This is a genomic window from Angustibacter luteus (assembly GCF_039541115.1).
GTDB classification, from domain to species: domain Bacteria; phylum Actinomycetota; class Actinomycetes; order Actinomycetales; family Angustibacteraceae; genus Angustibacter; species Angustibacter luteus.
Window position 1 is genome coordinate 307,811 of sequence record NZ_BAABFP010000007.1, and the last position, 23,295, is coordinate 331,105.

Annotated in this window: 26 protein-coding genes and 1 tRNA gene; 15 read left to right on the forward strand and 12 right to left on the reverse strand. The window is 73.3% G+C overall.

Annotated features, from left to right (window positions below; translation table 11 throughout):
• Nucleotides 1-12: 12 nt before the first annotated feature.
• On the reverse strand, nucleotides 13-1,245 hold the full coding sequence (locus tag ABEB17_RS15440; RefSeq protein ID WP_345717625.1) for a citrate/2-methylcitrate synthase: 1,233 nt from the start codon (nucleotides 1,243-1,245) through the stop codon (nucleotides 13-15).
• 54 nt (nucleotides 1,246-1,299) lie between these two features.
• Here ABEB17_RS15440 and ABEB17_RS15445 point away from each other — a divergent pair, with 54 nt between their 5' ends.
• From ABEB17_RS15445 to ABEB17_RS15455, 3 genes are all read left to right on the forward strand, one after another.
• Nucleotides 1,300-2,472 (forward strand): citrate/2-methylcitrate synthase, encoded by a 1,173-nt coding sequence (locus tag ABEB17_RS15445; RefSeq protein WP_345717626.1) that lies wholly within the window; start codon nucleotides 1,300-1,302, stop codon nucleotides 2,470-2,472.
• A gap of 227 nt (nucleotides 2,473-2,699) precedes the next feature.
• Nucleotides 2,700-4,286, forward strand: coding sequence for a molybdopterin-dependent oxidoreductase (locus tag ABEB17_RS15450; protein WP_345717627.1), 1,587 nt, complete (start codon nucleotides 2,700-2,702; stop codon nucleotides 4,284-4,286).
• A 140-nt stretch (nucleotides 4,287-4,426) separates the two neighbouring features.
• Nucleotides 4,427-5,086 carry a fasciclin domain-containing protein gene (locus ABEB17_RS15455; protein ID WP_345717628.1) on the forward strand — a complete coding sequence of 220 codons (660 nt, stop codon included), beginning with the start codon at nucleotides 4,427-4,429 and terminating at the stop codon, nucleotides 5,084-5,086.
• A gap of 79 nt (nucleotides 5,087-5,165) precedes the next feature.
• Here the strand turns inward: ABEB17_RS15455 and ABEB17_RS15460 are convergent, their stop codons facing one another.
• The 8 genes from ABEB17_RS15460 to ABEB17_RS15495 are packed head-to-tail and all read right to left on the reverse strand — an operon-like array spanning nucleotide 5,166 to nucleotide 11,440.
• A complete protein-coding gene (locus ABEB17_RS15460) occupies nucleotides 5,166-5,966 on the reverse strand; it encodes an IclR family transcriptional regulator domain-containing protein (protein ID WP_345717629.1) in 801 nt (266 codons plus the stop codon).
• The gene (pcaC, locus tag ABEB17_RS15465; protein ID WP_345717630.1) at nucleotides 5,963-6,361 is read right to left on the reverse strand and encodes a 4-carboxymuconolactone decarboxylase; all 399 of its coding nucleotides are present in this window, start codon (nucleotides 6,359-6,361) and stop codon (nucleotides 5,963-5,965) included. The genes ABEB17_RS15460 and pcaC overlap by 4 nt, the downstream gene beginning before the upstream one ends.
• A gap of 10 nt (nucleotides 6,362-6,371) precedes the next feature.
• Nucleotides 6,372-7,151: a 3-oxoadipate enol-lactonase gene (gene pcaD, locus ABEB17_RS15470; RefSeq protein ID WP_345717631.1), complete on the reverse strand. Its 780-nt coding sequence runs from the start codon at nucleotides 7,149-7,151 to the stop codon at nucleotides 6,372-6,374.
• A complete protein-coding gene (pcaB, locus tag ABEB17_RS15475) occupies nucleotides 7,148-8,506 on the reverse strand; it encodes a 3-carboxy-cis,cis-muconate cycloisomerase (protein ID WP_345717632.1) in 1,359 nt (452 codons plus the stop codon). Before pcaB ends, pcaD begins: the two co-directional genes overlap by 4 nt.
• Nucleotides 8,481-9,068 (reverse strand): protocatechuate 3,4-dioxygenase subunit alpha, encoded by a 588-nt coding sequence (gene pcaG, locus ABEB17_RS15480; RefSeq protein ID WP_345717633.1) that lies wholly within the window; start codon nucleotides 9,066-9,068, stop codon nucleotides 8,481-8,483. The genes pcaB and pcaG overlap by 26 nt, the downstream gene beginning before the upstream one ends.
• Nucleotides 9,061-9,786: a protocatechuate 3,4-dioxygenase subunit beta gene (gene pcaH / locus ABEB17_RS15485; protein WP_345717943.1), complete on the reverse strand. Its 726-nt coding sequence runs from the start codon at nucleotides 9,784-9,786 to the stop codon at nucleotides 9,061-9,063. The genes pcaG and pcaH overlap by 8 nt, the downstream gene beginning before the upstream one ends.
• A 32-nt stretch (nucleotides 9,787-9,818) precedes the next feature.
• The gene (locus tag ABEB17_RS15490) at nucleotides 9,819-10,625 is read right to left on the reverse strand and encodes a CoA-transferase subunit beta (protein WP_345717634.1); all 807 of its coding nucleotides are present in this window, start codon (nucleotides 10,623-10,625) and stop codon (nucleotides 9,819-9,821) included.
• On the reverse strand, nucleotides 10,622-11,440 hold the full coding sequence (locus tag ABEB17_RS15495) for a CoA transferase subunit A (RefSeq protein WP_345717635.1): 819 nt from the start codon (nucleotides 11,438-11,440) through the stop codon (nucleotides 10,622-10,624). The genes ABEB17_RS15490 and ABEB17_RS15495 overlap by 4 nt, the downstream gene beginning before the upstream one ends.
• Before the next feature lie 187 nt (nucleotides 11,441-11,627).
• On the opposite strand from ABEB17_RS15495, the gene ABEB17_RS15500 reads away from it, so the two are divergent.
• On the forward strand, nucleotides 11,628-13,088 hold the full coding sequence (locus tag ABEB17_RS15500; RefSeq protein WP_345717636.1) for a benzaldehyde dehydrogenase: 1,461 nt from the start codon (nucleotides 11,628-11,630) through the stop codon (nucleotides 13,086-13,088).
• A 1-nt stretch (nucleotide 13,089) separates the two neighbouring features.
• Nucleotides 13,090-14,292: a 4-hydroxybenzoate 3-monooxygenase gene (locus ABEB17_RS15505; RefSeq protein ID WP_345717637.1), complete on the forward strand. Its 1,203-nt coding sequence runs from the start codon at nucleotides 13,090-13,092 to the stop codon at nucleotides 14,290-14,292.
• 1 nt (nucleotide 14,293) lies between these two features.
• Here the strand turns inward: ABEB17_RS15505 and ABEB17_RS15510 are convergent, their stop codons facing one another.
• The 3 genes from ABEB17_RS15510 to bcp all read right to left on the reverse strand — a co-directional run bounded on the left by ABEB17_RS15510 (nucleotide 14,294) and on the right by bcp (nucleotide 15,692).
• Nucleotides 14,294-15,103 carry a class I SAM-dependent methyltransferase gene (locus tag ABEB17_RS15510; protein WP_345717638.1) on the reverse strand — a complete coding sequence of 270 codons (810 nt, stop codon included), beginning with the start codon at nucleotides 15,101-15,103 and terminating at the stop codon, nucleotides 14,294-14,296.
• Between the two features lie 18 nt (nucleotides 15,104-15,121).
• Nucleotides 15,122-15,203: transfer RNA gene (locus ABEB17_RS15515), tRNA-Leu, on the reverse strand.
• A gap of 24 nt (nucleotides 15,204-15,227) precedes the next feature.
• Complete coding sequence (gene bcp / locus ABEB17_RS15520) at nucleotides 15,228-15,692, reverse strand: thioredoxin-dependent thiol peroxidase (protein ID WP_345717639.1); 465 nt, start codon at nucleotides 15,690-15,692, stop codon at nucleotides 15,228-15,230.
• Nucleotides 15,693-15,834: 142 nt separating this feature from the next.
• Here bcp and ABEB17_RS15525 point away from each other — a divergent pair, with 142 nt between their 5' ends.
• From ABEB17_RS15525 to ABEB17_RS15570, 10 genes are all read left to right on the forward strand, one after another.
• Nucleotides 15,835-16,095 carry a DUF3618 domain-containing protein gene (locus tag ABEB17_RS15525; RefSeq protein WP_345717640.1) on the forward strand — a complete coding sequence of 87 codons (261 nt, stop codon included), beginning with the start codon at nucleotides 15,835-15,837 and terminating at the stop codon, nucleotides 16,093-16,095.
• 1 nt (nucleotide 16,096) lies between these two features.
• Nucleotides 16,097-16,639: a DUF427 domain-containing protein gene (locus ABEB17_RS15530; protein ID WP_345717641.1), complete on the forward strand. Its 543-nt coding sequence runs from the start codon at nucleotides 16,097-16,099 to the stop codon at nucleotides 16,637-16,639.
• Between the two features lie 21 nt (nucleotides 16,640-16,660).
• On the forward strand, nucleotides 16,661-16,996 hold the full coding sequence (locus ABEB17_RS15535; RefSeq protein ID WP_378227137.1) for a GroES family chaperonin: 336 nt from the start codon (nucleotides 16,661-16,663) through the stop codon (nucleotides 16,994-16,996).
• A 59-nt stretch (nucleotides 16,997-17,055) separates the two neighbouring features.
• The gene (locus ABEB17_RS15540; protein WP_345717642.1) at nucleotides 17,056-18,378 is read left to right on the forward strand and encodes a cytochrome P450; all 1,323 of its coding nucleotides are present in this window, start codon (nucleotides 17,056-17,058) and stop codon (nucleotides 18,376-18,378) included.
• 110 nt (nucleotides 18,379-18,488) lie between these two features.
• Nucleotides 18,489-19,958, forward strand: coding sequence for an HD-GYP domain-containing protein (locus ABEB17_RS15545; RefSeq protein WP_345717643.1), 1,470 nt, complete (start codon nucleotides 18,489-18,491; stop codon nucleotides 19,956-19,958).
• 66 nt (nucleotides 19,959-20,024) lie between these two features.
• Nucleotides 20,025-21,059: a uroporphyrinogen decarboxylase family protein gene (locus tag ABEB17_RS15550; RefSeq protein WP_345717644.1), complete on the forward strand. Its 1,035-nt coding sequence runs from the start codon at nucleotides 20,025-20,027 to the stop codon at nucleotides 21,057-21,059.
• Nucleotides 21,060-21,155: 96 nt separating this feature from the next.
• A complete protein-coding gene (locus ABEB17_RS15555) occupies nucleotides 21,156-21,305 on the forward strand; it encodes a hypothetical protein (protein WP_345717645.1) in 150 nt (49 codons plus the stop codon).
• Between the two features lie 353 nt (nucleotides 21,306-21,658).
• Nucleotides 21,659-22,480: a tyrosine-type recombinase/integrase gene (locus ABEB17_RS15560; protein ID WP_345717646.1), complete on the forward strand. Its 822-nt coding sequence runs from the start codon at nucleotides 21,659-21,661 to the stop codon at nucleotides 22,478-22,480.
• A gap of 16 nt (nucleotides 22,481-22,496) precedes the next feature.
• Complete coding sequence (locus tag ABEB17_RS15565) at nucleotides 22,497-22,904, forward strand: zinc finger domain-containing protein (protein WP_345717647.1); 408 nt, start codon at nucleotides 22,497-22,499, stop codon at nucleotides 22,902-22,904.
• Nucleotides 22,905-22,948: 44 nt separating this feature from the next.
• Nucleotides 22,949-23,287, forward strand: a complete 339-nt coding sequence (locus ABEB17_RS15570) for a hypothetical protein (protein ID WP_345717648.1) — start codon at nucleotides 22,949-22,951, stop codon at nucleotides 23,285-23,287.
• Nucleotides 23,288-23,295 lie beyond the last annotated feature (8 nt).

Genomic DNA, 23,295 nt, shown 5'->3' on the forward strand with positions numbered 1-23,295 from the left:
GTCGGGTTCGACTCAGGTCAGGGGCGTGGGGACCGGCTGCGGCGGCCGCGGCCCCCGGTAGCGGCCGCTGCCCCGGAAGCGCAGCGGCGTCTCGTCGTACTCCTCCAGCGCGTGCGCGATCCAGCCGACGGAGCGCGCGACGCAGAACACCACCTCACCGCCGTCCCGCACCATGCCGGACGCCGCCCCGAGGGCCGCCAGTGCCAGGTCGACGTTGGGCCGCTGGTCGGCCGCGTCGGCCAGCCGCTCCACCAGCTCGACGACGTCCGCCGCGGCCGGCTCGTCCGCCAGCAGGGCGAGCAAGGCCGCGGCCCGTGGGTCGCCGTCGGGGTAGAGCGGGTGGCCGAAGCCGGGCAGGTGGCGGCCCGTGCGCAGGTGGTCGGCGACGACGAGCTGCGGGTCGCGCTCGGCCGCATCGGTGAGCAGGTCGCGGGCCAGGGTGCTGGCCGCGCCGTGCAGCGGACCTTCCATGGCGGCCAGCCCGGTGGCGACCACGGCGTACGGGTGCGCCCGGACCGAGGCCGCCGTCCGGGCCGCGACGGTGGAGACCGCCAGGTCGTGGTCCAGCATCAGCACCAGGGCGGCGTCCAGGCAGCCGAGCAGCCGGTCGGTCGGGGTTCGCTCGGACAGGCGGGCCCAGAGGCGCCGGGCCAGCGCGGCATCGGGTGCCGGCGCCGCGCCGAGCAGGGGGAGCGCCTCGACCATCGTCGCCACCAGGCCCTGCGCCATGGGCACCACGGCCCGCTCGCGGACGTCGTACCGCAGGAGGTCGACGGCGCCGGCTGCGCTGACGGCGACCCGGAGCCGGCCCATCAGGTCGGCGGACGGCGGGAGGCTGGCCGCCGCGGCCCGGGCTGCGGCCAGCGGCTCGGCGGGGGCCGCGAAGCGGGTCGGACCGCAGTCGCCGGTCCACAGCCAGCGGGCCGCCGGCTCGAAGCCGACGCTGGCGGCCAGCTCGGCGGCGTCCACGCCCCGCAGGTAGAGCCGGCCCTCCTCGATCAGGGTGATGTCGGTGTCCACCACCGGGCCCTGCCAGGTGCGGGCCGGGGTGGCGGTGCGCCGTCGCGGGTCGCCCTGGGCCAGCGCCTCGACCTCGTCCCGGTCGAACGTGCTGCCCCGGCCGCCGGCTGACCGGTCGCTGGTGAGCCGGCCGCGGCTCACGTACGCGTACACCGTCTCGAGCCGGACGCCGAGCAGGTCGGCGACCTCCTGGGTGGTCAGCCGGGTCGGCGGTCGAAGCGTCATACATTGACTGTATCAACGTTGACAGCGATAGGTGGACAGTCGCACGCTGCGGGCATGACGACGACGACACAGAACGACCTGATCGAGGTGCCCCGAGGACTGAAGGGGGTGGTGGTCACCGAGACCGAGCTGGGCGACGTCCGCGGGGACGAGGGGTTCTTCCACTACCGGCAGTACTCGGCCGTCGAGCTGGCCGAGCGCCGCGGGCTGGAGGACGTGTGGTTCCTCGGGCTGTTCGGCTGGCTGCCGGACGACGCCGAGCGGGCGGCGTTCGGCGCTGACGTTGCGGCCGCCCGGCACCTGCCGCCCGAGGTTGCGGAGGCGCTGCCGGTCATCGCCGCCGGTGGCGGCTCGCCGCTGGACGGGCTGCGCACCGTCCTGTCGCTGCTCGGCAGCGCCCGCGGCCTGCGACCGGTCTACGACCTGGACGACGACACCCGCCGCCGCGACGCCATCGGGCTGGCCGCCGCCGTGCCGACCGTGCTGGCCGGGCTGCACCGGTTGCGCGCCGGGCTCGTCCCGCTCGAGCCCCGGGACGACCTGGGCCACGCCGCGGCGTACCTGACCATGCTCACCGGCGCCGAGCCGACACCCGAGCAGGCCCGCGCCGTCGAGCAGTACCTCGTGCTGACCGTCGACCACGGCTTCAACGCCTCGACGTTCACGGCCCGGGTGATCGCCAGCACCGGCGCGGACGTCGCGGCCTGCCTGGTCGGCGCGATCGGCGCACTGTCCGGGCCGCTGCACGGCGGCGCGCCCAGCCGCGCCCTGGACACGCTGGACGACATCGGCACCGTCGAGCGGATCGACCCCTGGGTCCGCCAGCGGGTGCTCTCCGGGGACCGGATCATGGGCTTCGGCCACGCCGTCTACCGCACCGAGGACCCGCGTTCGCGGCTGCTGCGGGGCGTCGCCGAGCGGCTCAGCGAGGGGGACCCCGCGGCGTCCGAGCTCGTCGAGCTGGCCGAGCAGGTCGAACGTCGCGTGGTGCAGATCCTGGCCGAGCTCAAGCCGGGCCGCGAGCTGCACACCAACGTCGAGTTCTACGCCGGGGTCGTGATGTCGCTGTGCGGGCTGCCGCGCGAGCTGTTCACCCCGACGTTCGCCGTGGCCCGGGTGATCGGCTGGTCCGCGAACGTGCTCGAGCAGGCCCGCGACCCCAAGATCATCCGGCCGTCCGCGCGGTACGTCGGGCCACCCCCGCCGCAGCCGGTGCCCGCCCGCTGAGGCCAGCGCTGGTGTCGAACCCGCGCTGGGACCAAACCATCCGGCGTCCGGCTCCGTAGACAGCGGTGGGGGCCTCGTCGTCCTCCCGCGACGAGGCCCCCACCACCCCCGCAGATGTCCCGCTTTCCGGGCTCAAACCGACCCTTTGACACCGGAAAGCGGGACATCTGCGGGGTCGGGTTGGACTCGGGAGCAAGCCGGGGGGACGTCGGCGCCGAACCCCCGGTATGACTGCGACCCAGACCGCGCCGCCCGCACCAGCCGCCGAGCGAACCCACCCCCGCTGGTGGGCTGCCGCGCTGTCCGGCCTGGTCGCCGGCGCGGTGACCGTCGGGCTCGCCGAGCTGCTGGCGGCGGTGCTCACCGTGACCGGGCTGGCCGGGGGCCAGCCCAGCCCCGTGATCTCCGTCGGTGACGCCTTCGTGGACCGCACGCCCGGCCCGCTCAAGGACTTCGCCGTCCGGACCTTCGGCGAGAACGACAAGCTCGTCCTGCTCGGGTCCATCGGCCTCGTGCTGGTCGTGCTGGCGCTCGCCGCCGGTATCGCCGCCGGGCGACGCCTGGTGGTCGGCCTGGGCCTGGTGCTGCTGCTCGGTCTGGTGGCCGTGGGCGCGATCATGACCCGACCCTCGGCGTCCCCGCTGGACGTGGTCCCCACCGTGATCGGCACGGCGGCCGGGCTGTGGACGCTGCGCTGGCTGATCGAGCGCGCCACCCCGACCACCTCGGACGACGGCTCCGCGGCCGGGTGGAGCCGGCGCACGTTCCTCGGCAGCGCCGGGGCGGCGGGCGCCGCGGCCGTGGTGGCCGGCGGGGCCGGGCACGTGCTGGAGTCCAGCCTCGGCAGCGTCGAGGACTCGCGGGCCAAGGTCCGGCTGCCCAAGGCGGCCGAGCCCGTCACCGTGCCGAAGGACGTCCAGCTGCCGATCAAGGGGATCACCCCGTGGCAGACGGACCCGGCGACGTTCTACCGGGTCGACACCGCCCTGCGCCTGCCGCAGATCACCACCGAGGAGTGGTCGCTGAAGGTGCACGGCAAGGTCGGCAAGGAGCTGACCATCGACTACCGGACCCTGGTGGCCAAGCCGCTGGTGGAGCGGCTGATCACGCTCACCTGCGTGTCGAACGAGGTGGGCGGCAAGCTGCTCGGCAACGCCGTCTGGCTGGGCTACCCGGTCAAGGACCTGCTGGCCGACCTCGAGGTCGACCCCGGCGCGGACATGGTGCTGTCGACCTCGCAGGACGGCATGACCATCTCGACGCCGCTGGAGAACCTGACCAAGAACCGCGACGCGCTGCTCGCCGTCGCGATGAACGGCGAGCCGCTCCCCGTCCAGCACGGCTTCCCGGTGCGGATGGTCGTGCCCGGGCTGTACGGCTACGTGTCGGCCACCAAGTGGGTCACCGACCTGAAGGTGACCCGGTTCGCCGACGACGAGGCGTACTGGACGCCGCGCGGCTACTCCGCCAAGGCGCCGATCAAGTTCTCGTCGCGCATCGACGTGCCGAAGGGCTTCGCCCAGCTGAAGGCCGGCAAGAACGCGATCGCCGGGGTCGCCTGGGCGCAGGCCGTCGGGGTCGCCAAGGTGCAGGTCCGGGTGGACCGCGGATCCTGGCAGGACGCCCGGCTCGCTGGCGCGCCCAGCAAGAACACCTGGGTGCAGTGGGTCTACGAGTGGGATGCCGAGCCCGGCAGCCACACCCTCGAGTGCCGCCTGGTCGACGCCGACGGCAACGAGCAGGTCGAGTCCAAGCACGGCATCCGGCCGGACGGCTCGACCGGCCTGGACTCCAAGAACGTCACGGTGTCCTGAGCCCGGTTGAGCACGGCAGAGCGCAAATGCGCTGTGCCAGAAAAGAAATCTCGCTCCAGACCAAACCGCTTGGCCCTCAGGTGCGAAGTACAGATGTGACGGACACACCGTCGCGAAGCCGAAGAAGGAGAACGCTCATCATGAAGCCCCGTCTCGCACTCACCATCGCCGTCGCCGGTGTGGCCCTCGCAGCCACCGCCTGCGGCAGCAGTGACACCGACGCCGGCTCCTCGGCGTCCTCGTCCTCCTCGACCACCTCCTCCAGCTCGCCCACGACGTCCGACGCCATGGCGTCCGGGATGGTCGGCGCCGGCTGCGCGGAGTACGCCAAGGCCGTTCCGTCCGGTGCCGGTTCCGTCGAGGGCATGTCCCAGGACCCGGTCGCCACCGCGGCCTCCAACAACCCGCTGCTCAAGACCCTGACCCAGGCCGTCTCCGGCAAGGTCAACCCCTCGGTCGACCTGGTGAACACGCTGAACAACGGCGAGTTCACGGTCTTCGCTCCGGTCGACGACGCGTTCAAGAAGCTGCCGGCCGGCACCGTCGACACGCTGGCGAAGGAGAAGGGCGGCAAGACGCTCAGCAGCATCCTGACCTACCACGTCATCGCCGGGCAGCTCTCGCCCGACCAGATCGTCGGCACCCACAAGACCGTCGAGGGCCAGGACGTCGAGGTCAAGGGCTCTGGCGACAACCTGACCGTCGGTGCGGACGGCGCCAAGGTGATCTGCGGTGGCGTCAAGACCGCCAACGCGACCGTGTACCTCATCGACTCGGTGCTGATGCCGCCGAAGATGTGACCTGCTGAACCCGTAGCGTCCGAACGGATCGCACCTCTCGGTGCGATCCGTTCGGACGTTGGCGTGGGGTCAGCGAGGGTCAGCGAGAGGTGCGGCCGAGGTCCTGCTCGACGCCGCGCGCCGCCTCCCGCAAGGGGCCGAGGAGCTCGCGCCGGAAGGCGTCCGAGCTGCCTCGGCTCACGTGCGCCGAGAGGTTCATGGCCGCGACGACCACGCCGTTCGCGTCCCGCACCGGCACGGCCAGTGAGCGCAGGCCCTCCTCGAGCTCCTGGTCGACCAGCGCGTAGCCCTGCGACCGGACCCGCCCGAGCACGGTGCGCAGCCGGTCCACGTCGGTCACCGTCCGGGCGGTCAGGGCGGGCATGGTGAGGCCGGTCAGGTACTGGTCGAGCCAGGTCTCGGGCTGCGCGGCCAGCAGGACCCGGCCCATCGACGTCGCGTAGGCCGGGAACCGGGTGCCGACCGCGATGGCCACGGTCATGATCCGCTTGGTGGGCACCCGGGCGACGTAGACGACGTCGTCCCCGTCCAGCACCGACACCGAGCAGGACTCGTGCACCTGGGAGACCAGCACCTCCATGTGCGGCATGGCGAGCTCGGGCAGCGTCTGGCTGGACAGGAAGGCGTAGCCGAGCTCCAACACCCTGGGGCGCAACGAGAACAGCCGTCCGTCGGTGCGCACGTAGCCCAGGTCGACGAGGGTCAGCAGGAACCGCCGCGCGGCCGCACGGGTCAGGTCGGTGGCGCGGGCCACCTCGCTGAGCGTCAGCGCCGGGTGCTCCGCGTCGAACGCCCGGATCACGGACAGGCCCCGCTCCAGGGACTGCACGAAGTCGGTGGAACGGGCCGACCCGAGGTCGCCGGGTGCGTCGCCGGTCACGTCGGCTCCGGCGGGTCGTCGGGCTCCGGGCGCAGCGCCTCCTCGGCCACCCGGAACGCGCGGTTGGCCGTCGGGACGCCGGCGTACACCGCCACCTGCAGCAGGATCTCGGCCAGCTCGTCGCGGGTCAGGCCGTTGCGCAGCGCGGCGCGGCAGTGCATCGCCAGCTCGTCCTCGTGCTGCAGGGTGGCCAGCATGGCGACGGTGATGGCGCTGCGGGTCCGCCGGTCCAGGCCGGGGCGGGACCACACGTCGCCCCAGGCGTAGCGGGTGATCAGGTCCTGGAACGGCTCGGTGAACGGCGTGGCGCCGGCGGCGGCCCGGTCGACGTGCGCGTCACCCAGGACGGCTCGCCGGACGTCGGTCCCGGCCTCGCGGCGCTCGTCGTCGTCCACGTCGATCCCCCTACTGGGTGCTCTGGTCGGCGCCGAGGTGGTCCAGCACCAGCCGGGTCACGGCGTCCGGCTGCTCGAGGTTGGCCAGGTGAGCGGCGTCGTCCAGGAGGGCCAGCCGGGCCCCCGGGACGGCGCTCACGATGGCACGCGCGTGCTCCGGCGGAGTGGCCGGGTCGTCGGCCGCCGCGATCACCAACGTCGGCGCGCTGATCCGGGGCAGGTCGGCCAGCAGGTCCATCGCGGCGATCGCCTCGCAGCACCCGGCGTAGCCGACGGGCGGGACGGCGAGCAGGTCCGCGCGGGCGGCGGCGACGACGTGCGGCTGCACCGCGGCGAAGCCGGGGGTGAACCAGCGGGCGACGACGGGGTCGGCGACGGCCGCCATCCCGCCGTCCAGCACCGCGTGGGCGCGGTCGCGCCAGCCCTGCGCCGGCCCCAGCCGCGCCGACGTGCAGACCAGCACCAGCCGGTCGATCCGTTGCGGCGCATGCATCGCGAGCCACATGCCGACCATGCCGCCCAGCGAGAGCCCGACGTACGACGTCCGCTCGATCTCGAGTCGGTCCAGCAGCGCGAGGACGTCGCCGCCGAGGTCGTCGAGCGAGTACGGGCCGGCCGGGACGTCGGACCCGCCGTGCCCGCGGTGGTCGTACCGGACGACGCGCCAGGCCTCCGCCAGCCGGTCGACCTGCGGCTGCCACATCACCCCCGTGGTGCCCAGCGAGCTGCCCAGTAGCAGCGGCGGCCCGTCGGCGCGTCCGTCCTGGACCACGTGCAGGCGGGCGCTCACGGGGCGCCCAGTCGCTGGTGCCGGGCCACGGCGGCGTCGACCAGCTCGCCGCTCGTGCCGAGCCACTGCCTCGGATCCAGGGCGTCGCTGATCCCGCTGTCGCCCAACGCGTCGAGCACGTACGGGTCGGCCCGCAGGGCCGCTTCGAAGTCCCTGCTGCGGGCGGCCTGGGCCACCAGGTACTGGGCTTGGGCCCGACCCAGGGAGGGCAGCAGCCGGGTGGCGACCGACTCGGCCATGACGACGGCCCCGCCACCGCGCAGGTGCTCACGCATCCGGTCCGGGAACACCTGCAACCCCTCCAGCAGGTCGGCCGTGCGCTGCGCGGCACCGAGGGCGAGCCGCAGCAGGTCCCGCAGGGGTTCCCACTCAGCGTGCCAGGCGCCGGTCGCCCGCTGCTGCTCGTGCACGGCCGAGCCGAACAGCGAGCCGACCAGTGCCGGGCCGCGTCGGGCGGCCGCGCTGACCAGCACCGCCGACACCGGGTTCTGCTTGTGCGGCATGGCTGATGAGCCGCCGCCACTCGCCTCCGCGACCTCACCGAGCTCGGTCTGGGCCAGCAGCAGGACGTCGGTCGCGACCTTCCCGCACGCCACCACCGCCGCGCCGAGCGCAGCCGCCACGTCGAGGATCGGCTGGCGGTCGGTGTGCCAGGGCGACCGCGTGGTGAGCTCGAGCCGGCTGGCGAGCGCGGCGGCGACGGCCTCGCCCTGCGTGCCGTATGCCGCTCGCGTGCCGACAGCACCGCCCAGCTGGACGGGCAGGTCGCCTGCGACCAGGGCCCACCGGGCGCGCGCGGTGTCGAGCTGGCTCAGCCACCCGGCGGCGACCAGTCCGAAGGTGGTGGGGGAGGCCTGCTGTCCGAGAGTGCGTGCCACGGCGAGCGTGTCCCGATGGGTCAGCGCGAGCGAGGCGGCGGCGTCCCCAGCGGTGCGAAAGGCGGCGTCGAGCGTGGCGTGGCAGCGGGAGACCAGCAGCATCAGCGCGGTGTCCAGGACGTCCTGGCTGGTGGCGCCGTAGTGCACCCAGGTGCGGGCGTCCGGTGGGACGGCTGTACCGATCGCCGACACCAGCGGCACCACCGGGTTGCCGGCGGACGCCGTGCCCTCCACCAGTCCGGACAGGTCGAGCCGGTCGGGACGCTCGCACGCCTCCTCGAGCGCGTCCGCGACGGATCGCGGGGCCAGCCCGCAGTCGGCCAGCGCACCGGCGAGGGCGGACTCGACGTCCAGCATCGCCCGCAGCAGTGCGGTGTCGTCGAGCAGTGCGTCGACGTCCGGGCCGGCCGTGAGCCCGGCCAGCAGTGGCGGCGGTGGTGGCCCGGCGCCGTCAGATCGCGAAGAAGACGGTCTCATCGTCCCCCCGGAGGTGGATGTCGAACACCAGGCCGTCGGGACCTGCTGCAGCGACGAGCGTAGGCCGTCGCTCGGCGGGCACGGCGTTCAGCACGCGGTCCTGTGCGTTCGCGTTGCTCTCGTCGGGCAGGTAGAGGCGGGTCACCACCCGGTCGAGCAGGCCACGGGCGAACACCGAGACGTCCAGGTGCGGTGCCTGCCGCCCGTCGGTGCCGTCCGGCACCCGACCCGGGCGGACGGTCAGCACCGCCCAGCGACCCTCGGCGTCGGTCCGGCTGCGGCCGAAGCCGCGAAAGCCCGGCACGGACGACGGAGCGGCACCGCGCGGGTCGTCCGGGTGGTCGAAGCGGCCGTCCGGATCGCACTGCCACGTCTCGATCATGCCGTCCGGCACGGGCGCGCCGGTGCCGTCGAACAGCCGCCCGCGGATCCAGAACGCCCCCGGGGTGCCCTCGGGGACGACGTACGGTCCGTCGTCCCAGGTCAGCCCGATCGACAGGTACGGGCCGACGGTCTGCGACGGCGTCGTGCCACCAGGTCGTCCAGCGGCCAGCTCACTCATCGTCGTCCTCGTCCTCGAACGGGGTCTGCTCGCGGCCGCGCAGCACGATGTCGAACGCGAAGCCCAGCGCCCACTGCTCCTGGGTGGCGCCGTGGTCGTAGCGGCTGACCATCCGCTGCCGCGCAACGGGATCCGGCACCGAGTTGAAGATCGGGTCCTGGAAGAACAACGGGTCGTCCGGGAAGTACATCTGGGTGACCAGGCGCTGGGTGAAGGCGCGCCCGAACAGCGAGAAGTGGATGTGCGCCGGCCGCCACGCGTTGTCGTGGTTGCGCCACGGGTAGGCGCCGGGCTTGATCGTGACGAACTCGTAGCGGCCCTGGTCGTCGGTCAGGGCGCGTCCGGTGCCGGTGAAGTTCGGGTCCAGTGGCGACGGCCAGGTGTCGGTGACGTGCCGGTAGCGCCCACCCGCGTTGGCCTGCCACACCTCCACGAGGGTGCGCGGCACCGGCCGGCCGTCCTCGTCGAGAACCCGGCCGTGCACGACGATCCGCTGGCCCTGCGGCTCGCCGACGTGCTGGCGGGTCAGGTCGTGGTCGAGCGGGCCGACGCGCCCCTCGCCCAGGAGGGGACCGGTGAGCTCGGTCAGCATGTGCGGCAGGTACTCCAGCGGCTGGGCGGGCGCGCGCTGCACGGTCGAGGCGTACCCCGGGAACAGCAGCGGCGGCCGCTCGTCGGCCGGGATGCGGCGGTAGGCCCTGGTGTCCGGGCTGGTCATCTGGTTGCTCCCGTCCTCGTCGGCCGTGCTGGTCACGATCCTGCCCGCAACGTGGCGTTCAGCGCGCGCAGGACGCGCAGCTCGTCGGCGTCGGGTGGGCGGGTGCTGGCGACGTCGGCGGCGACCCGCAGGTCCCAGCCGGTCGCGGCCCGAGCCTGCTCGACGGTGGCGCCGGGGTGCAGCGAGGTCAGGGTCAGCTCGCAGGTGCTGGGGTCCGGTTCGAGAACACCGAGGTCGGTGATCACGACCCGGGGGCCGGCGCCGCGCAGGCCCCACCGCTCGCGGTCGCCCGGCCCGGAGCCGAAGCCCACCGAGGTGACGAACTCGAGCTCGCGCACGAACGTGCGTGGAGACTGGCGGACGACGACCACGACCTCCCGGCACGACGCGGCGATCTCGGGGGCTCCGCCCGCGCCGGGCAGCCGGACGGCGGGGGCGTCGTAGGTCCCGCCGACCATGGTCGTGTTGATGTTGGCGAACCGGTCCAGCTGGGCAGCGCCGAGGAAGCCCACGTCGATCCGGCCGGGCTGGAGCCAGTAGTTGAAGACCTCCGGGACCGACACCACGGCGTCCGCGGTGTCGGCCAGGACGCCGTCGCCGATGGACAGCGGCAACCGGTCCGGCTTGGCACCGATGCAGCCGGACTCGTAGACCAGCACGAGGCCCGGTGCGTGCGTCGCGCGGGCCAGGTTGGCGGCGGTGCTGGGCAGTCCGATGCCGACGAAGCAGGCCGTGCCGTCGTGCAGCTGGCGGGCGGCGGCGACCGTCATCATCTCGTCGGCGGTCCACTCGGCGCTGGTCTCGGCGGTGGTCTCGGTGGTGGTCTCGGCGCTGCTCATGCCGGGGCTCCGGCGGCCAGCACGTCGGCGTCCAGCCACGCGGTGAACGCGTCCCGGTCGCGGCTGACCGCGTCCCAGCGCCGGTAGGCCTCGTTGTCCCGCACCGAGTACCCCTGCGCGTACGACGGGTGCGCCCCGCCGGGGACGTGCGCCACCGCGGTCACCACCCACGACGGCAGGACGACGTCCCCGGGCACTGGTGTCAGCTCGTCGACGAGCTCCTCGACCGTCACCAGGGACCGGTGCGCGGCGAGCACGGCCTCCTTCTGCACTCCGGTGATGCCCCAGAGCTGCACGTTGCCCTGCCGGTCGGCGCGCTGGGCGTGCACGACCGTGACGTCGGGGCGCAGCGCGGGGACCGCGGTCAGCTCCTCACCGGTGAACGGGCAGGTGATCGGCGCGATGGTTGCGGTCCGCTCGACGAGGTCGGTGCCGCGGTAGCCGCGCAGCACCGCGAACGGAAGCCCGGACGCGCCGGCCACGTAGCGGTTCGCCATCCCGGCGTGGCTGTGCTCCTCGAGCTCCAGCGGTCCCGGCCAGCCGTGCTCGACGGCGTCCCGGAACCGGTGCAGCGAGCCGACGCCGGGGTTGCCGCCCCAGGAGAACACCAGCCGGGCCGCGCAGCCGGCGCCGATGAGCTGGTCGTACACGACGTCCGGGGTCATCCGGACCAGGGTCAGGTCGCGCCGTCCCTGCCGGATGATCTCGTGCCCGGCCGCGAACGGGATGAGGTGGGTGAAGCCCTCCAGGGCGACCGTGTCGCCGTCCCGGACGAGCTCGGCGACCGCGTCGCGCAGGCTCATGATGCGCGCCATGGTCACCCCTCGATTCGGTCCGTCCCGCTCGGCTCCCGTGTGTTCGCATTCCGCACGGGCGTTCCTATGACGAACATACGGAGCCGATCCGCGCACGTCAACGGGCCGCGGGGCGCCATTGACGCGACCCGGGGGCGACCGTACGTTCATGGTGAGAACACGTGTTCGTCATACGAACGGAGATCCGATGGCACTGCTCGATGGGACCGGCTGGCACGGCAAGGTGTTCAGCGACGGCTGGACGACGTCGTCCGGCGGGGACGCACCGGTCACCGAGCCTGCCACCGGGGACGAGCTGGCGCGGGCCGGCAGCGCCGACGCCGCGGACGTGGACCGCGCCGTCGCCAGCGCAGCGGCCGCTCAGACGGCCTGGGCCGCAACGAACTTCGAGGAGCGGGCGGCGGTGCTGCGCGCTGTCGGCCGGATCTTCGAGGAGCAGGCCGACCACCTGCGCGACTGGATCGTCCGGGAGACCGGCGGCATCCCACCGAAGGCGGACCTCGAGCTGCACGTCGCCGCGCAGGAGTGCTTCGAGGCGGCCGCGCTGACCTCGGCCCCCCTCGGCGAGATCATCCCGTCGGCCCAACCCCGGCTCAGCCTGGTGCGCCGTCGTCCGGTCGGCGTCGTCGGCGTCATCTCGCCGTTCAACTTCCCGCTGATCCTCTCGATCCGCTCCGTCGCACCGGCCTTGGCGCTCGGCAACGCCGTCGTGCTCAAGCCGGACCCGCGCACGTCGGTCACCGGCGGGCTGATGATCGCCCGCGCGTTCGAGGAGGCCGGGCTGCCGTCCGGCCTGCTGCACGTGCTGCCCGGTGGGGTCGAGGCCGGCCAGGCGCTGGTCGAGCACCCAGGGGTGCGGGTGATCAGCTTCACGGGCTCGACCGCGGCCGGGCGCAAGGTCGGCGAGGCGGCCGGTCGGCTGCTCAAGCGCGCGCACCTGGAGCTCGGCGGCAACTCCGCGCTCGTGGTGCTCGACGACGCCGACCTCGACCTCGCGGTGAGCGCCGGCGCGTTCGGCTCGTTCATGCACCAGGGGCAGATCTGCATGACCACCGGCCGCCACCTGGTGCACGAGTCGGTGGCCGACGAGTACGTCGGACGGCTGGTCGAGCACGCCCAGGCGCTCCCGGTCGGTGACCCGTTCCGCGAGCAGGTCGCGCTCGGCCCGCTGATCGACGCCGGGCAGCGCGACCGGGTGCACTCGCTGGTCACCGCGAGCGTCGAGTCCGGCGCGAAGGTGCTCGCCGGCGGTGAGTACGACGAGCTGTTCTACCGGCCCACCGTGCTCGACGGCGTCACGGGCGACACCCCGGCGTACGCGCAGGAGGTGTTCGGACCGGTCGCCCCCGTGCTGCGGTTCGCCGACCTAGAGCACGCGGCCGCGCTCGCCAACGGCACCGAGTACGGGCTCTCGCTCGGCATCCTGACCCGGGACGTGATGAAGGCGTACGAGCTGGCGGAGCGGATCCCGAGCGGCATCGTGCACATCAACGACCAGACCGTCGGTGACGAGGCGGTCGCGCCGTTCGGCGGGGTCGGGGCGTCCGGGACGGGCTCGCGCTTCGGCGGGGCGGCCGCGAACGTCGAGGCGTTCACCGAGACGCAGTGGCTCACCCTGCAGGCGGCGATCACGCCGTACCCCTTCTGACATGGCCGGAGGTCACGTGCGCACCCAGGAGCGCACCCAGGTCGCCATCGTCGGGGCCGGCCCGGCGGGGTTGATGCTGTCCCACCTGCTGCACCTGCACGGCGTCACCTCGGTCGTGCTGGAGGTGCGGGACCGGGAGTACGTCGAGCACCGGGTCCGCGCCGGCGTCCTCGAGCAGGGCACCGTGGACCTGCTGCGAGACAGCGGGATCGGGGCCCGACTGCTCCGCGAGGGGCAGCCCCACGAGGCGATCAACCTGCAGTTCGCCGGCGAGCGGCACCGGATCGCGATGACCGAGCTGACCGGCCGGCGGATCACCGTGTACGGCCAGCAGGAGGTGGTGAAGGACCTCATCGCGCAACGGCTGGCGGACGACGGGCAGATCGTGTTCGAGGCCGCCGACGTCGCGGTCGACGGGGTGGACAGCGACGACCCGGTGGTGCGCTACCGCGTCGAGGGTGCGCAGCACGAGCTGCGGGCCGACTTCGTGGTCGGCTGCGACGGTTCGCACGGGGTCAGCAAGGACGCGGTGCCGGACGGGGTGCTGACCACCTACGAGCGGACGTACCCGTTCGCCTGGCTGGGGATCCTGGCCCAGGCCGCACCGGCCGTCCACGAGCTGATCTACGCCCGGCACGATCGCGGCTTCGCCCTGTACAGCCTGCGATCGCCGCAGGTCTCACGGCTCTACCTGCAGGTCGCCCCGGACGAGGACCTGGCGCAGTGGCCCGACGACCGGGTGTGGGCCGAGCTGCACACCCGGCTCGAGCTGGACGGCGACCCCGTGCGGGTCACCGAGGGACCGGTGCTGGAGAAGGGCATCACGCCCATGCGCAGCCTGGTCGTCGAGCCGATGCAGCACCGGCGGCTGTTCCTGGCCGGCGACGCCGTGCACATCGTCCCGCCGACCGGTGCCAAGGGCATGAACCTGGCGATGGCCGACGCGAACCTGCTCGGCCAGGCCTTCGACTCCTGGTACGGCCGGGGCGAGCGAGAGCTCCTGGACGGCTACTCCCGCACCGCACTGCGCCGGGTCTGGCGGGCGCAGCACTTCTCCTGGTGGATGACGTCGATGCTGCACACCTTCGGCGGCGCCGACCCGTACGAGGAGCAGCTCGCGCTGTCCCAGCTGCGGTACGCGACGACGTCCACGGCCTACGCGACCTCCCTGGCGGAGAACTACGTCGGCCTGGTCGACGTCTGAGCTAGCGGGCACGGGCGATCGTCAAGGTCATCGCGAAGTGCTTGTCGACGGAGCCGCCGAAGTCCCGGTCGATCAGCACCCGCAGGGCGTCGAGCCGCTCGGCGCGCTCCGTCGGGGGCAGCGCCCGGGTCGTGGAGAACGTGTCGACCAGCGCCGCGAACCGCTGCGCGGAGTAGCGCACGACGACCGGGTACACCAGGAAGTCCACCGGCTCGAACAGGTCGGGATCAGCCGGCTCCGGCTGCAGCTCGCCCACCGACGGCAGTCGCGGCTCGTCGTCCGGTGAGGCGCCGTGGGCGTGGCGGCGCGGGTGCGGTCGTTCCGTCGACCGCCGGTAGATGTCCTGGGACGCAGCGAAGAACGCGTCGCCGGACTCGTGAGCGACGTGCTCGCTGTAGATCACGGCGAGGTGGCCGCCGGCACGCAGCAGGTCGTGCGGCCGTCGCCAGCGGACGGCCTCGGGCACCCAGTGCAGGGACGTCGCGGCGTACACCACGTCGAACGCCTGTAGTGGCAGGTCGGTGCTCTCCACGGCTCCCTGCACCACGTGGACCCGCGGGTACGGCGCGAGGTGCTCGCGAGCCAGCCGGGCCATCGCGCCGCCGAGCTCGACGGCCGTGATGGCGAACCCGCGGGCGGCCAGGGGCACGGTCGCCTGGCCGGTGCCGGGACCGATCTCCAGCAGCGCCGAGTCCGGGCCGATCCCGGTCGCCGCGACGAGGGCGTCGAACAGCTCGTCCGGGTAGCCGGGTCGCACGTCCGCGTACTGGGTGGCGACGGCGTCGAAGGTCGTGCGTAGGTCGTCCGACATCGGTGCGACCCCCTTCCGTGCGGGAGAAGGGACTCGAACCCTCACGCCCGAAGGCACAGGAACCTAAATCCTGCGTGGCTGCCAGTTACACCACTCCCGCTCGCGGCCACAGCCTACGAGAAGGTCACACGCCCAGCTGCTTGCGCAGCGACGCCACGTGCCCGGTGGCCTTGATGTTGTACCGGGCGAGCTCGACGTCCCCGTCCTCGCCGACGACGACGGTCGAGCGGATCACGCCGGTCACCGTCTTGCCGTAGAGCTTCTTCTCGCCGAACGCGCCCCAGGCCGTCAGCGTCGCCTTGTCCGGGTCGGACAGCAGCGGGTAGGTCAGCGACTCCTTCTCGACGAACTTCGCGAGCTTCTCGGGCTTGTCCGGGCTGACGCCGAGCACCTCGTAGCCCGCGGCCTGCAGCGGTGCCAGGCTGTCCCGGAAGTCACAGGCCTCCTTGGTGCAGCCCGGCGTCATCGCCGCCGGGTAGAAGAACACGACGACCTTGCGGCCGCGCAGGTCGTGCAACGAGACCTCGCGCCCGGTCTGGTCGGTCAAGGTGAAGTCGGGGGCGGGCTGGCCGACGGTGAGCTGGGGCACGGTGCGCCTCTCGTTCGGGACTGCGGTGCTGGGTCGTGCTCCATCTCATCATCTCCCGCTGCCCCGCAGGGCCGCGGCCGGTAGGTTGTGCGGAGCCGAAGCAGCACGCACCAGCACCGCCGGACCAGAGCAGGGAGACGCCGTGAGCCAGACAGACCCCGCTGCCATCGAGTCCGAGATCGTGGCCACCCGCGACCACCTCAAGGGCACGGTGGACGAGCTCGCCCACCGCCTGACCCCCAAGGAGATCGCCCGGCGTTCCGTCGCGGAGGCGAAGTCCGACGTGCGCGAGGCGACGACCAACCCCGACGGCTCGCTGCGGGTGGAACGGATCGCTGCCGTGGCCGCTGCCGTGGCCGCCGTCGTCGGTCTGCTCGCCGTGCTGCGTCACCGCCGGTCCTGACGTGGCGACGACCCGGCGTACCCCGCGGGGCGTCGTCCCGGTCGAGCCCCAGCCCGGCCAGGAGTCGGTCTGGGACTACCCCCGGCCGCCGCGCACCGAGCCGTCGTCCGAGCACGTGGTCGTGCGGCTGGGCGGTGCCGTCGTCATCGACACCCGACGCAGCCTGCGGCTGCTGGAGACCAGCCACCCGCCCACGTACTACCTGCCGCTGGACGACGTCGCCCCCGGCGCCCTGCGTGCGGCCGCCGGTTCGTCCTTCTGCGAGTGGAAGGGCATCGCGTCCTACCTGGACGTCGTCGGCGGCAGCGACGGCGGCCCGGACGGGCAGCCGGTGGTCGCGGAGCGGGCGGCCTGGACGTACCCGCACCCCACACCTCCCTTCGAGCACCTGGCCGGCTACCTCGCGCTGTACCCGGCGCGGATGGACGAGTGCACGGTGGACGACGAGCCGGTCCGGGCGCAGGAGGGCGGCTTCTACGGGGGCTGGGTGACCGGGCGGGTGGTCGGTCCGTTCAAGGGTGGTGCGGGCTCGTCGTCCTGGTGACGCGCGGGTAGCGTGCACCCCGTGAGCCCCACCGATCCCACCTCCCGGCTGCCGATCCGGATGCTGCACGACCGGTTGCTGGTCTCGGCCGACGGCGACGGCGGGGAGCGGCGCAGCGGCGGGGGCATCGTGATCCCGGCCACGGCGGCGGTCGGCAAGCGGCTGTCCTGGGCCGAGGTGAAGGCCGTCGGGCAGCACGTGCGCCAGGTGCAGGTGGGGGACCGGGTGCTGTTCGACCCCGAGGACCGGTCCGAGGTCGAGCTGCAGGGCGCGCCCTACGCGTTGCTGCGCGAGCGGGACGTGCACGCCGTCGCCGCGTCCCGGGTCGACGACGGCCAGACGGGCCTGTACCTCTGAGCGCGCGCGCGAACGCCCGCTACACCGCGCTGGACGTCGACGGCCCGCTCCCGCGGGACATGCTGCGCGACCTGCTGGCGATCCGCCGTGACCCGCTGCGCTACCTGGAGCGGGTGGTGGCCCGGTACGGCGACCTGGTGGCGTTCCCGTTGCCGCGCACGCCGGTGCTGCTCGTCAACGACCCCGACGGCGCCCGCCGGGTGCTCGTGGAGAACGCGCGCGGCTACTCCAAGCAGACCGTGCAGTACGGCGCGCTGGGCGCGGTCACCGGTGCGGGCCTGCTGACCGCGGACGGTCCGGAGTGGCGCCGGCACCGGCGGATCGCGCAGCCGGCCTTCCACCACGGCTCGCTGGACGCCGTCGCCGACCAGTCCGCGCGGGCGGCCCAGCACCTGCTGGGGCAGTGGCGCGACCTCGCGCCCGGAGCGGTCGTGGACGTCGACGCGGCCTGCCTGCGGGCCACCCTGGACGTCGTCGGCGGCACCCTGTTCGACGCGGACCTGGCGGCGGATGGCGCGCGGATCGTCACGGCGGTCGGCGAGGCGCTCGAGGTCGTGGTGGCCCGGGCCCGCGCCCCCCGGCCGGCCTGGCTCCCGCTGCCCTCCAAGCACCGGCTGGACCGGGCGGTCGCCACCCTGGACGAGACGTGTGCGCGCGTCGTCCGGTCGCGTCGGGCCCGCGGGATCGAGCCGGCGGCGAGCGACCTGCTGGCCCTGCTGCTGCGCTCGGCCGACCCGGACGCGGACGGGCAGGGCGGCCTCACCGACCGCGAGGTACGCGACGAGATCGTCACCCTGGTGATCGCCGGGCACGAGACCGTGGCGTCCTCGCTGGGCTGGACCCTGCAGCTGCTCGCCGAGCACCCCGCCGTCCAGGACCGCCTGCACGCCGAGCTCACGCAGGTGCTGGAGGGGCGCCGTCCGGGCTGGTCCGACGTCCCGGCCCTGCGCTACACCCGGCGGGTCGTCGACGAGGCCCTGCGGCTCTACCCGCCCGCCTGGGTGCTTACCCGACGCGCCGTCGAGGCCGACGTGGTGGCCGGCGTCGACGTCCCGGCGGGAAGCCTCGTGATCATCAGCCCGTGGCTTCTGCACCGGCGCGCCGAGGCGTGGCCCGACCCGGCGGCGTTCGACCCGGACCGGTTCGCCGCCGACCGCGCCGCCGCGCCGCGGCCGGACTACCTGCCCTTCGGGGTGGGTCCGCGGCTGTGCATCGGGCGCGACTTTGCCCTGGTGGAGTCGGTGCTCGTGCTGGCGACGCTCCTGCAACGGGTCCGGTTCGAGCCGGTGCGGCGCGACGGTGCGCCCACCCGCCCGGACGTCGACGCCCTCGTCACCCTGCGCCCGCACGGCGGCCTGCCGCTGCACGTCCAGCCGCGCTGACGACGCGGGCGCTGGGCCGTCCGGGGGACAGCGCCCCCCACCGGTGAACCCGGTGGCCGATCGTGCCGATCACGCGCGCAGGCCTTGTCTGTGCAGGGAAGGGATCGACGGTGATCGCGAGCACCACCGAAGCGCACTGGACCCCGCGTCCCGTGCTGGCCTTCGGCGTGCGCGTGGTCCAGTACGGGCTGCCGCTGCTCGCCGGTTCCGTGGCGGTCACCATCGTGGCGCCGATGCTGGTCGGGCTCGTCCCGCACCCGGCGGTGATCGGGCTGTCCCTGGCCGTGGCGGTCGTCGTCAGCCTGTTCGTCTCGCACCTGACGATGCGGCTCGGACCGCTCGCCGTGCTGCTGAAGATGACCATGATCTTCCCCGACCACGCGCCGACCCGGCTGAAGGTGGCCCGTCGCTCCACGAGCGCGGACGAGATCCGCCGCCGGCTGACCAGCGGACGCACCGACGAGCACGAGGCCGCGATCACCATGCTGTCGCTGGTCACCGCGCTCGGGCGCCACGACCGGCACACCCGCGGGCACAGCGAGAGGGTCCGGCTGTTCTGCGACCTGCTGTCCCGCGAGCTCGGGCTGTCCGAGGAGGACGCCGGGCGGCTGCGCTGGGCCGCACTGATCCACGACATCGGCAAGCTCGAGGTCGCCGTCACGGTGCTGAACAAGCCGGGTCGGCTGAACGTGCGCGAGTGGGCGCAGATCCGGATGCACCCGCAGGCCGGGGCGCGACTGGCGCGGCCGCTGGCACCGTGGCTCGGGCCCTGGTTCGCCGGCATCGCCGAGCACCACGAGCGCTTCGACGGCACCGGCTACCCGTTGGGGCTGGCCGGTGACCAGATCTCGCTCGCCGGGCGCGCCGTCGCCGTGGTCGACGCCTACGAGACGATGACGGCCGCCCGCACCTACAAGGCGGCCGTCTCGGCCGTCGCCGCCCGGGCCGAACTGACCCGCTGTGCCGGCACGCACTTCGACCCGGCCATGGTGCGCGCCTTCCTCGGCATCGCGCTGCCGCGGCTGCTGTGGTCCGTGGGACCCCTCGCGTTCTTCGTCAACCTCCCGGTGCTGCGCTGGGTCGGGGACGGCGGGGCGCGGCTGGCGCAGGCGTCGTCCACCGCCGTCAACGTCGCCGGGGTCTCAGCGGTCGTCGTCGCCTCCGGCGCCCTGCCCGCTGCGGCCGCCGACCCGGCGCCCAGCGCCGCCAGGCCCGGCGTGCACCAGGTCAACAAGCAGCCGTCCGAGCACGGCACGAAGAAGTCCGGCGGCAAGGTCGCACGCCCGTCCGGGGGTGCCGCGCGGCCCGCGTCGGGTTCGGCCGCTCGGGCCACCGCGCCGCCGGCGGCGGCGAAGCAGTCCGGGGCGACGGCGGCGCCGACGCCGGCATCGACCGGTGCGCCGACGGACGTCCCGCTGCCCTCCGGAACGGCGTTGCCGCCGCCCGGTCCGACGGCGACCAGCGTTCCCACGCCCACGGCCTCGGTGACCGACAACAGCCAGCACGGTCCCAAGAAGAAGAAGCGGGGCAGGGGCAGGGGCAAGGGCAAGGGGAGCCACGAGAGCGGACACGACGGCTGAACCCCTTCTGCTGGAGGATCGCCAGGGTGTAGAGATGGCGCCACCCCGAGGAAGGCGACCCCGCCCATGAACGCACTCCCGCTGTTCCCGACGTCCCTGGTCGGCAGCTACCCGCAGCCCGACTGGCTGATCGACCGCGCCAAGCTGGCCGGCCGGTTCCCGCCCCGGGTGCGGGCGCGAGAGCTGTGGCGGCCGGACGAGGCGTACCTCGCGCAGGCGCAGGACGACGCGACCCTGCTGGCGATCCGGGCGCAGGAGGACGCCGGGCTCGACATCGTCACGGACGGCGAGATCCGCCGCGAGAGCTACTCCAACCACTTCGCCACCCGGCTGGACGGCGTCGACATCGACAACCCCGGCGTCGGCATGGACCGCAGCGGGCACCCGAACCCGGTGCCCCGGGTGGTGGGTCCGATCAGTCGGCCCGGGCCGATCCAGCGCCCGGACCTGGAGTTCCTGACGGCGCACACGGACCGGACGACCAAGGTGACCGTGCCGGGACCGTTCACCATGTCGCAGCAGGCCCAGGACGACTTCTACGGCGACCCCCGCTCGATGGCGCTCGCCTACGCCGAGGCCGTCAACCAGGAGGTCAAGGACCTGTTCGCGGCGGGGGCGGACGTCGTCCAGATCGATGAGCCGTACATGCAGGCGCGTCCCGAGCCGGCCCGCGAGTTCGGGCTGGAGGCGCTCAACCGCGCCCTGGAAGGGGTGGTGGGCAGCACGGTCGTGCACATCTGCTTCGGGTACGCGGCGATCATCCACGAGCGGCCGTCGGGCTACTCGTTCCTGCCCGAGCTGGCGGACTGCTCCTGCGACGCGGTGTCGATCGAGACGGCCCAGTCGAACCTGGACCCCGTGGTGCTGAAGCACCTGCCCGACAAGACGATCCTGCTGGGCGTGCTGGACCTGTCCGACCCCGTCGTCGAGCCGCCCGAGGTGGTCGCCGCCCGGGTCCGCCGGGCGCTGCCGTACGTCGACGCCGAGCGGGTGGTGCTGGCCAGCGACTGCGGGATGAAGTACCTGCCGCGCGAGTCCGCGGAGGGCAAGATGCGCTCGCTCGTCGCGGCCGCGCAGGTGCTGCGGGCTGAGCTGGGCTGAGCTGGGCTGAGCTGGGCTGAGCCGAAGGCGGTCGTTTCGTCCGTTGACGCGGTCCGGCCCCCGGCGGATCGTGGGTCATGATCACCGGAGGTGGCCATGGCCAGTCGGATCGTGTGCCTCGTGATCGGGCACAAGTACACCCGGGTCTACGCGCCGGGCAGTACCGCGTACACGGTGAAGTGCACGAGGTGCGGGAAGGTCGACGAGGACCCGCCGACCCGCAACGTCCCCGCGGGGGGCGTCTAGGGGTCGACGACGACTCAGCCCGCAAATGACTCAGCCCGCAAACGACTCAGCGGGCCCTCCCCGAAGGGGAGAACCCGCTGGTCAACACTGGTGCGCCATCAGGGACTCGAACCCCGAACCCGCTGGTTCAGCGCATCTGACCGACTTGCGGCGTAATCATGTCACCCGAAAGGCCGATCGGTTACTCCGATCGGGTGTCGGCGCGGGAGCGCTGGGCTGAACGAGTGAAATCCGTTGCAGGAGAACGGCCATTCGCACCTTCACCCCAATTGCCCGACCCGTTTGCGCCGGCCGGGGCTGTCCCGTCGGAGCACGCCCGCACCGTCCGGGCCATGACGAAACAAGAACTGGTCGTGGCACCAGCATGGACGACGGAAATCGACGCCTGGAACGTGTGGATGACGGCTGCGGACCGGCCCGACACGACGCGGTACCTGCGTACCTACCACCTGCGCCGGCTCGGCGCGGAGCACCCGCTGACCCACCCCTACGAACTGACCGCGGAGGACCTGCTGCTCTGGATTGGCCGGCCTGAGTGGTCAACCGAGACTCGACGCTCCTACCGGGCCAGCCTGCGCGTCTTCTACGGCTGGGCGCACGCCGAGGGCCGTATCACCACCAACCCTGCCTACGGCCTCCCGTCCATCCGGCCGGCCCGTGCCATGCCGCGACCGGCGCCCACCGCGGTCGTGAACGACGCCCTCGCGGGGGCCACCATCCGCGAGCGCCTCATGCTGCTCATCCTGGCCAAGACCGGGGCCCGCCGCGGTGAGCTCGCCCAGGTGCACACCCGCGACCTCGAGGGTGGCCTGAGCGACGGCTGGTCGCTGCGGCTACACGGCAAGGGCGGCAAGCAGCGCCTCGTCCCCATCGACGACCAGTTCGCTGAGGTGCTGCTCTCCCTGGACCCCGGCTACCTGTTCCCTGGTGGCATCAACGGGCACCTGTCCGCCCCCCACGTCGGCCGCATTGTGTCGCGCATCCTCGGCCCGGGCTGGACGGCGCACACTCTGCGGCACCGGTTCGCGACCGCCGCCTACGCCGTCGAGCGGGACCTGCGGGCCGTCCAGGAGTTGCTCGGTCACGCCAAGCCCGAGACGACCGCTGTCTACACCCTCATCCCCGACGACTCGAAGCGCCGCGCAGCCCTCGGTGCTGCCAGCGACGTCGCCTGACGCGAAGGAGCACGACATGACCACGCCCATCACGGACGTCCCCGTCCAGTCCGACACCAACCTGTACGAGACGCTGCCGCGGCTGCTCGCCGACGCGGCGGCGAACGGCATCGACATCGGCGACCTCCTCGCCCACGCCTGCTCCGAGGCCACGCGGCTGCTGCCGCGCGGGATGGCCCTGACCGCCAACCGGTCCGGCTCCTGGGAGGCCGGCCACATCGAGGCGCTGACCGACCCGGATGCAGTGGACGTAGGCCCGGGCCCGGCGCCCCTCGACGTCGAGTGTGACCGCTGCGGTGCCCCCGCCGGGCAGATGTGCTGGAACCCCCGGACCTACGTCGACAACAAGCACCCACACCAGGAGCGCATCGACTTCGCCGGGACGTGCACGTTCTACGCACCCGGAAGCGGGTGGATGCTGTGACTTCGCCTGCGCGCGACATCGCCACGGGCGTAGCGTCCCGCACCATGACGACTCGACTCGGCGTGCTCCTCGCCGCACTGGCTCTGATGCTCGTGAGCGCCTGTGGCGGTGGCAGCAGCGGCGGCGGATCGGACCTGTCGAAGAGCGACCCCAAGGGCGCCGAGGCCTGCACAGCCCTCGCCGACGCGTTCAAGCACAAGGACGACACCGACGCTGCCGTCGCCGGCGTCATGAAGTCCGGCGCGGCCGCCGCGCAGGCCAAAACCGACGCGATCCGCGCCGCGGTCGTGGACCTCGGCGACGACAAGGGCGCCGACGCCCAGAAGATGCACGACGCCTGCGTCGACGCCGGCATGGACATGCCCGACGTACCGAGTTCCTAGGAGGTGGC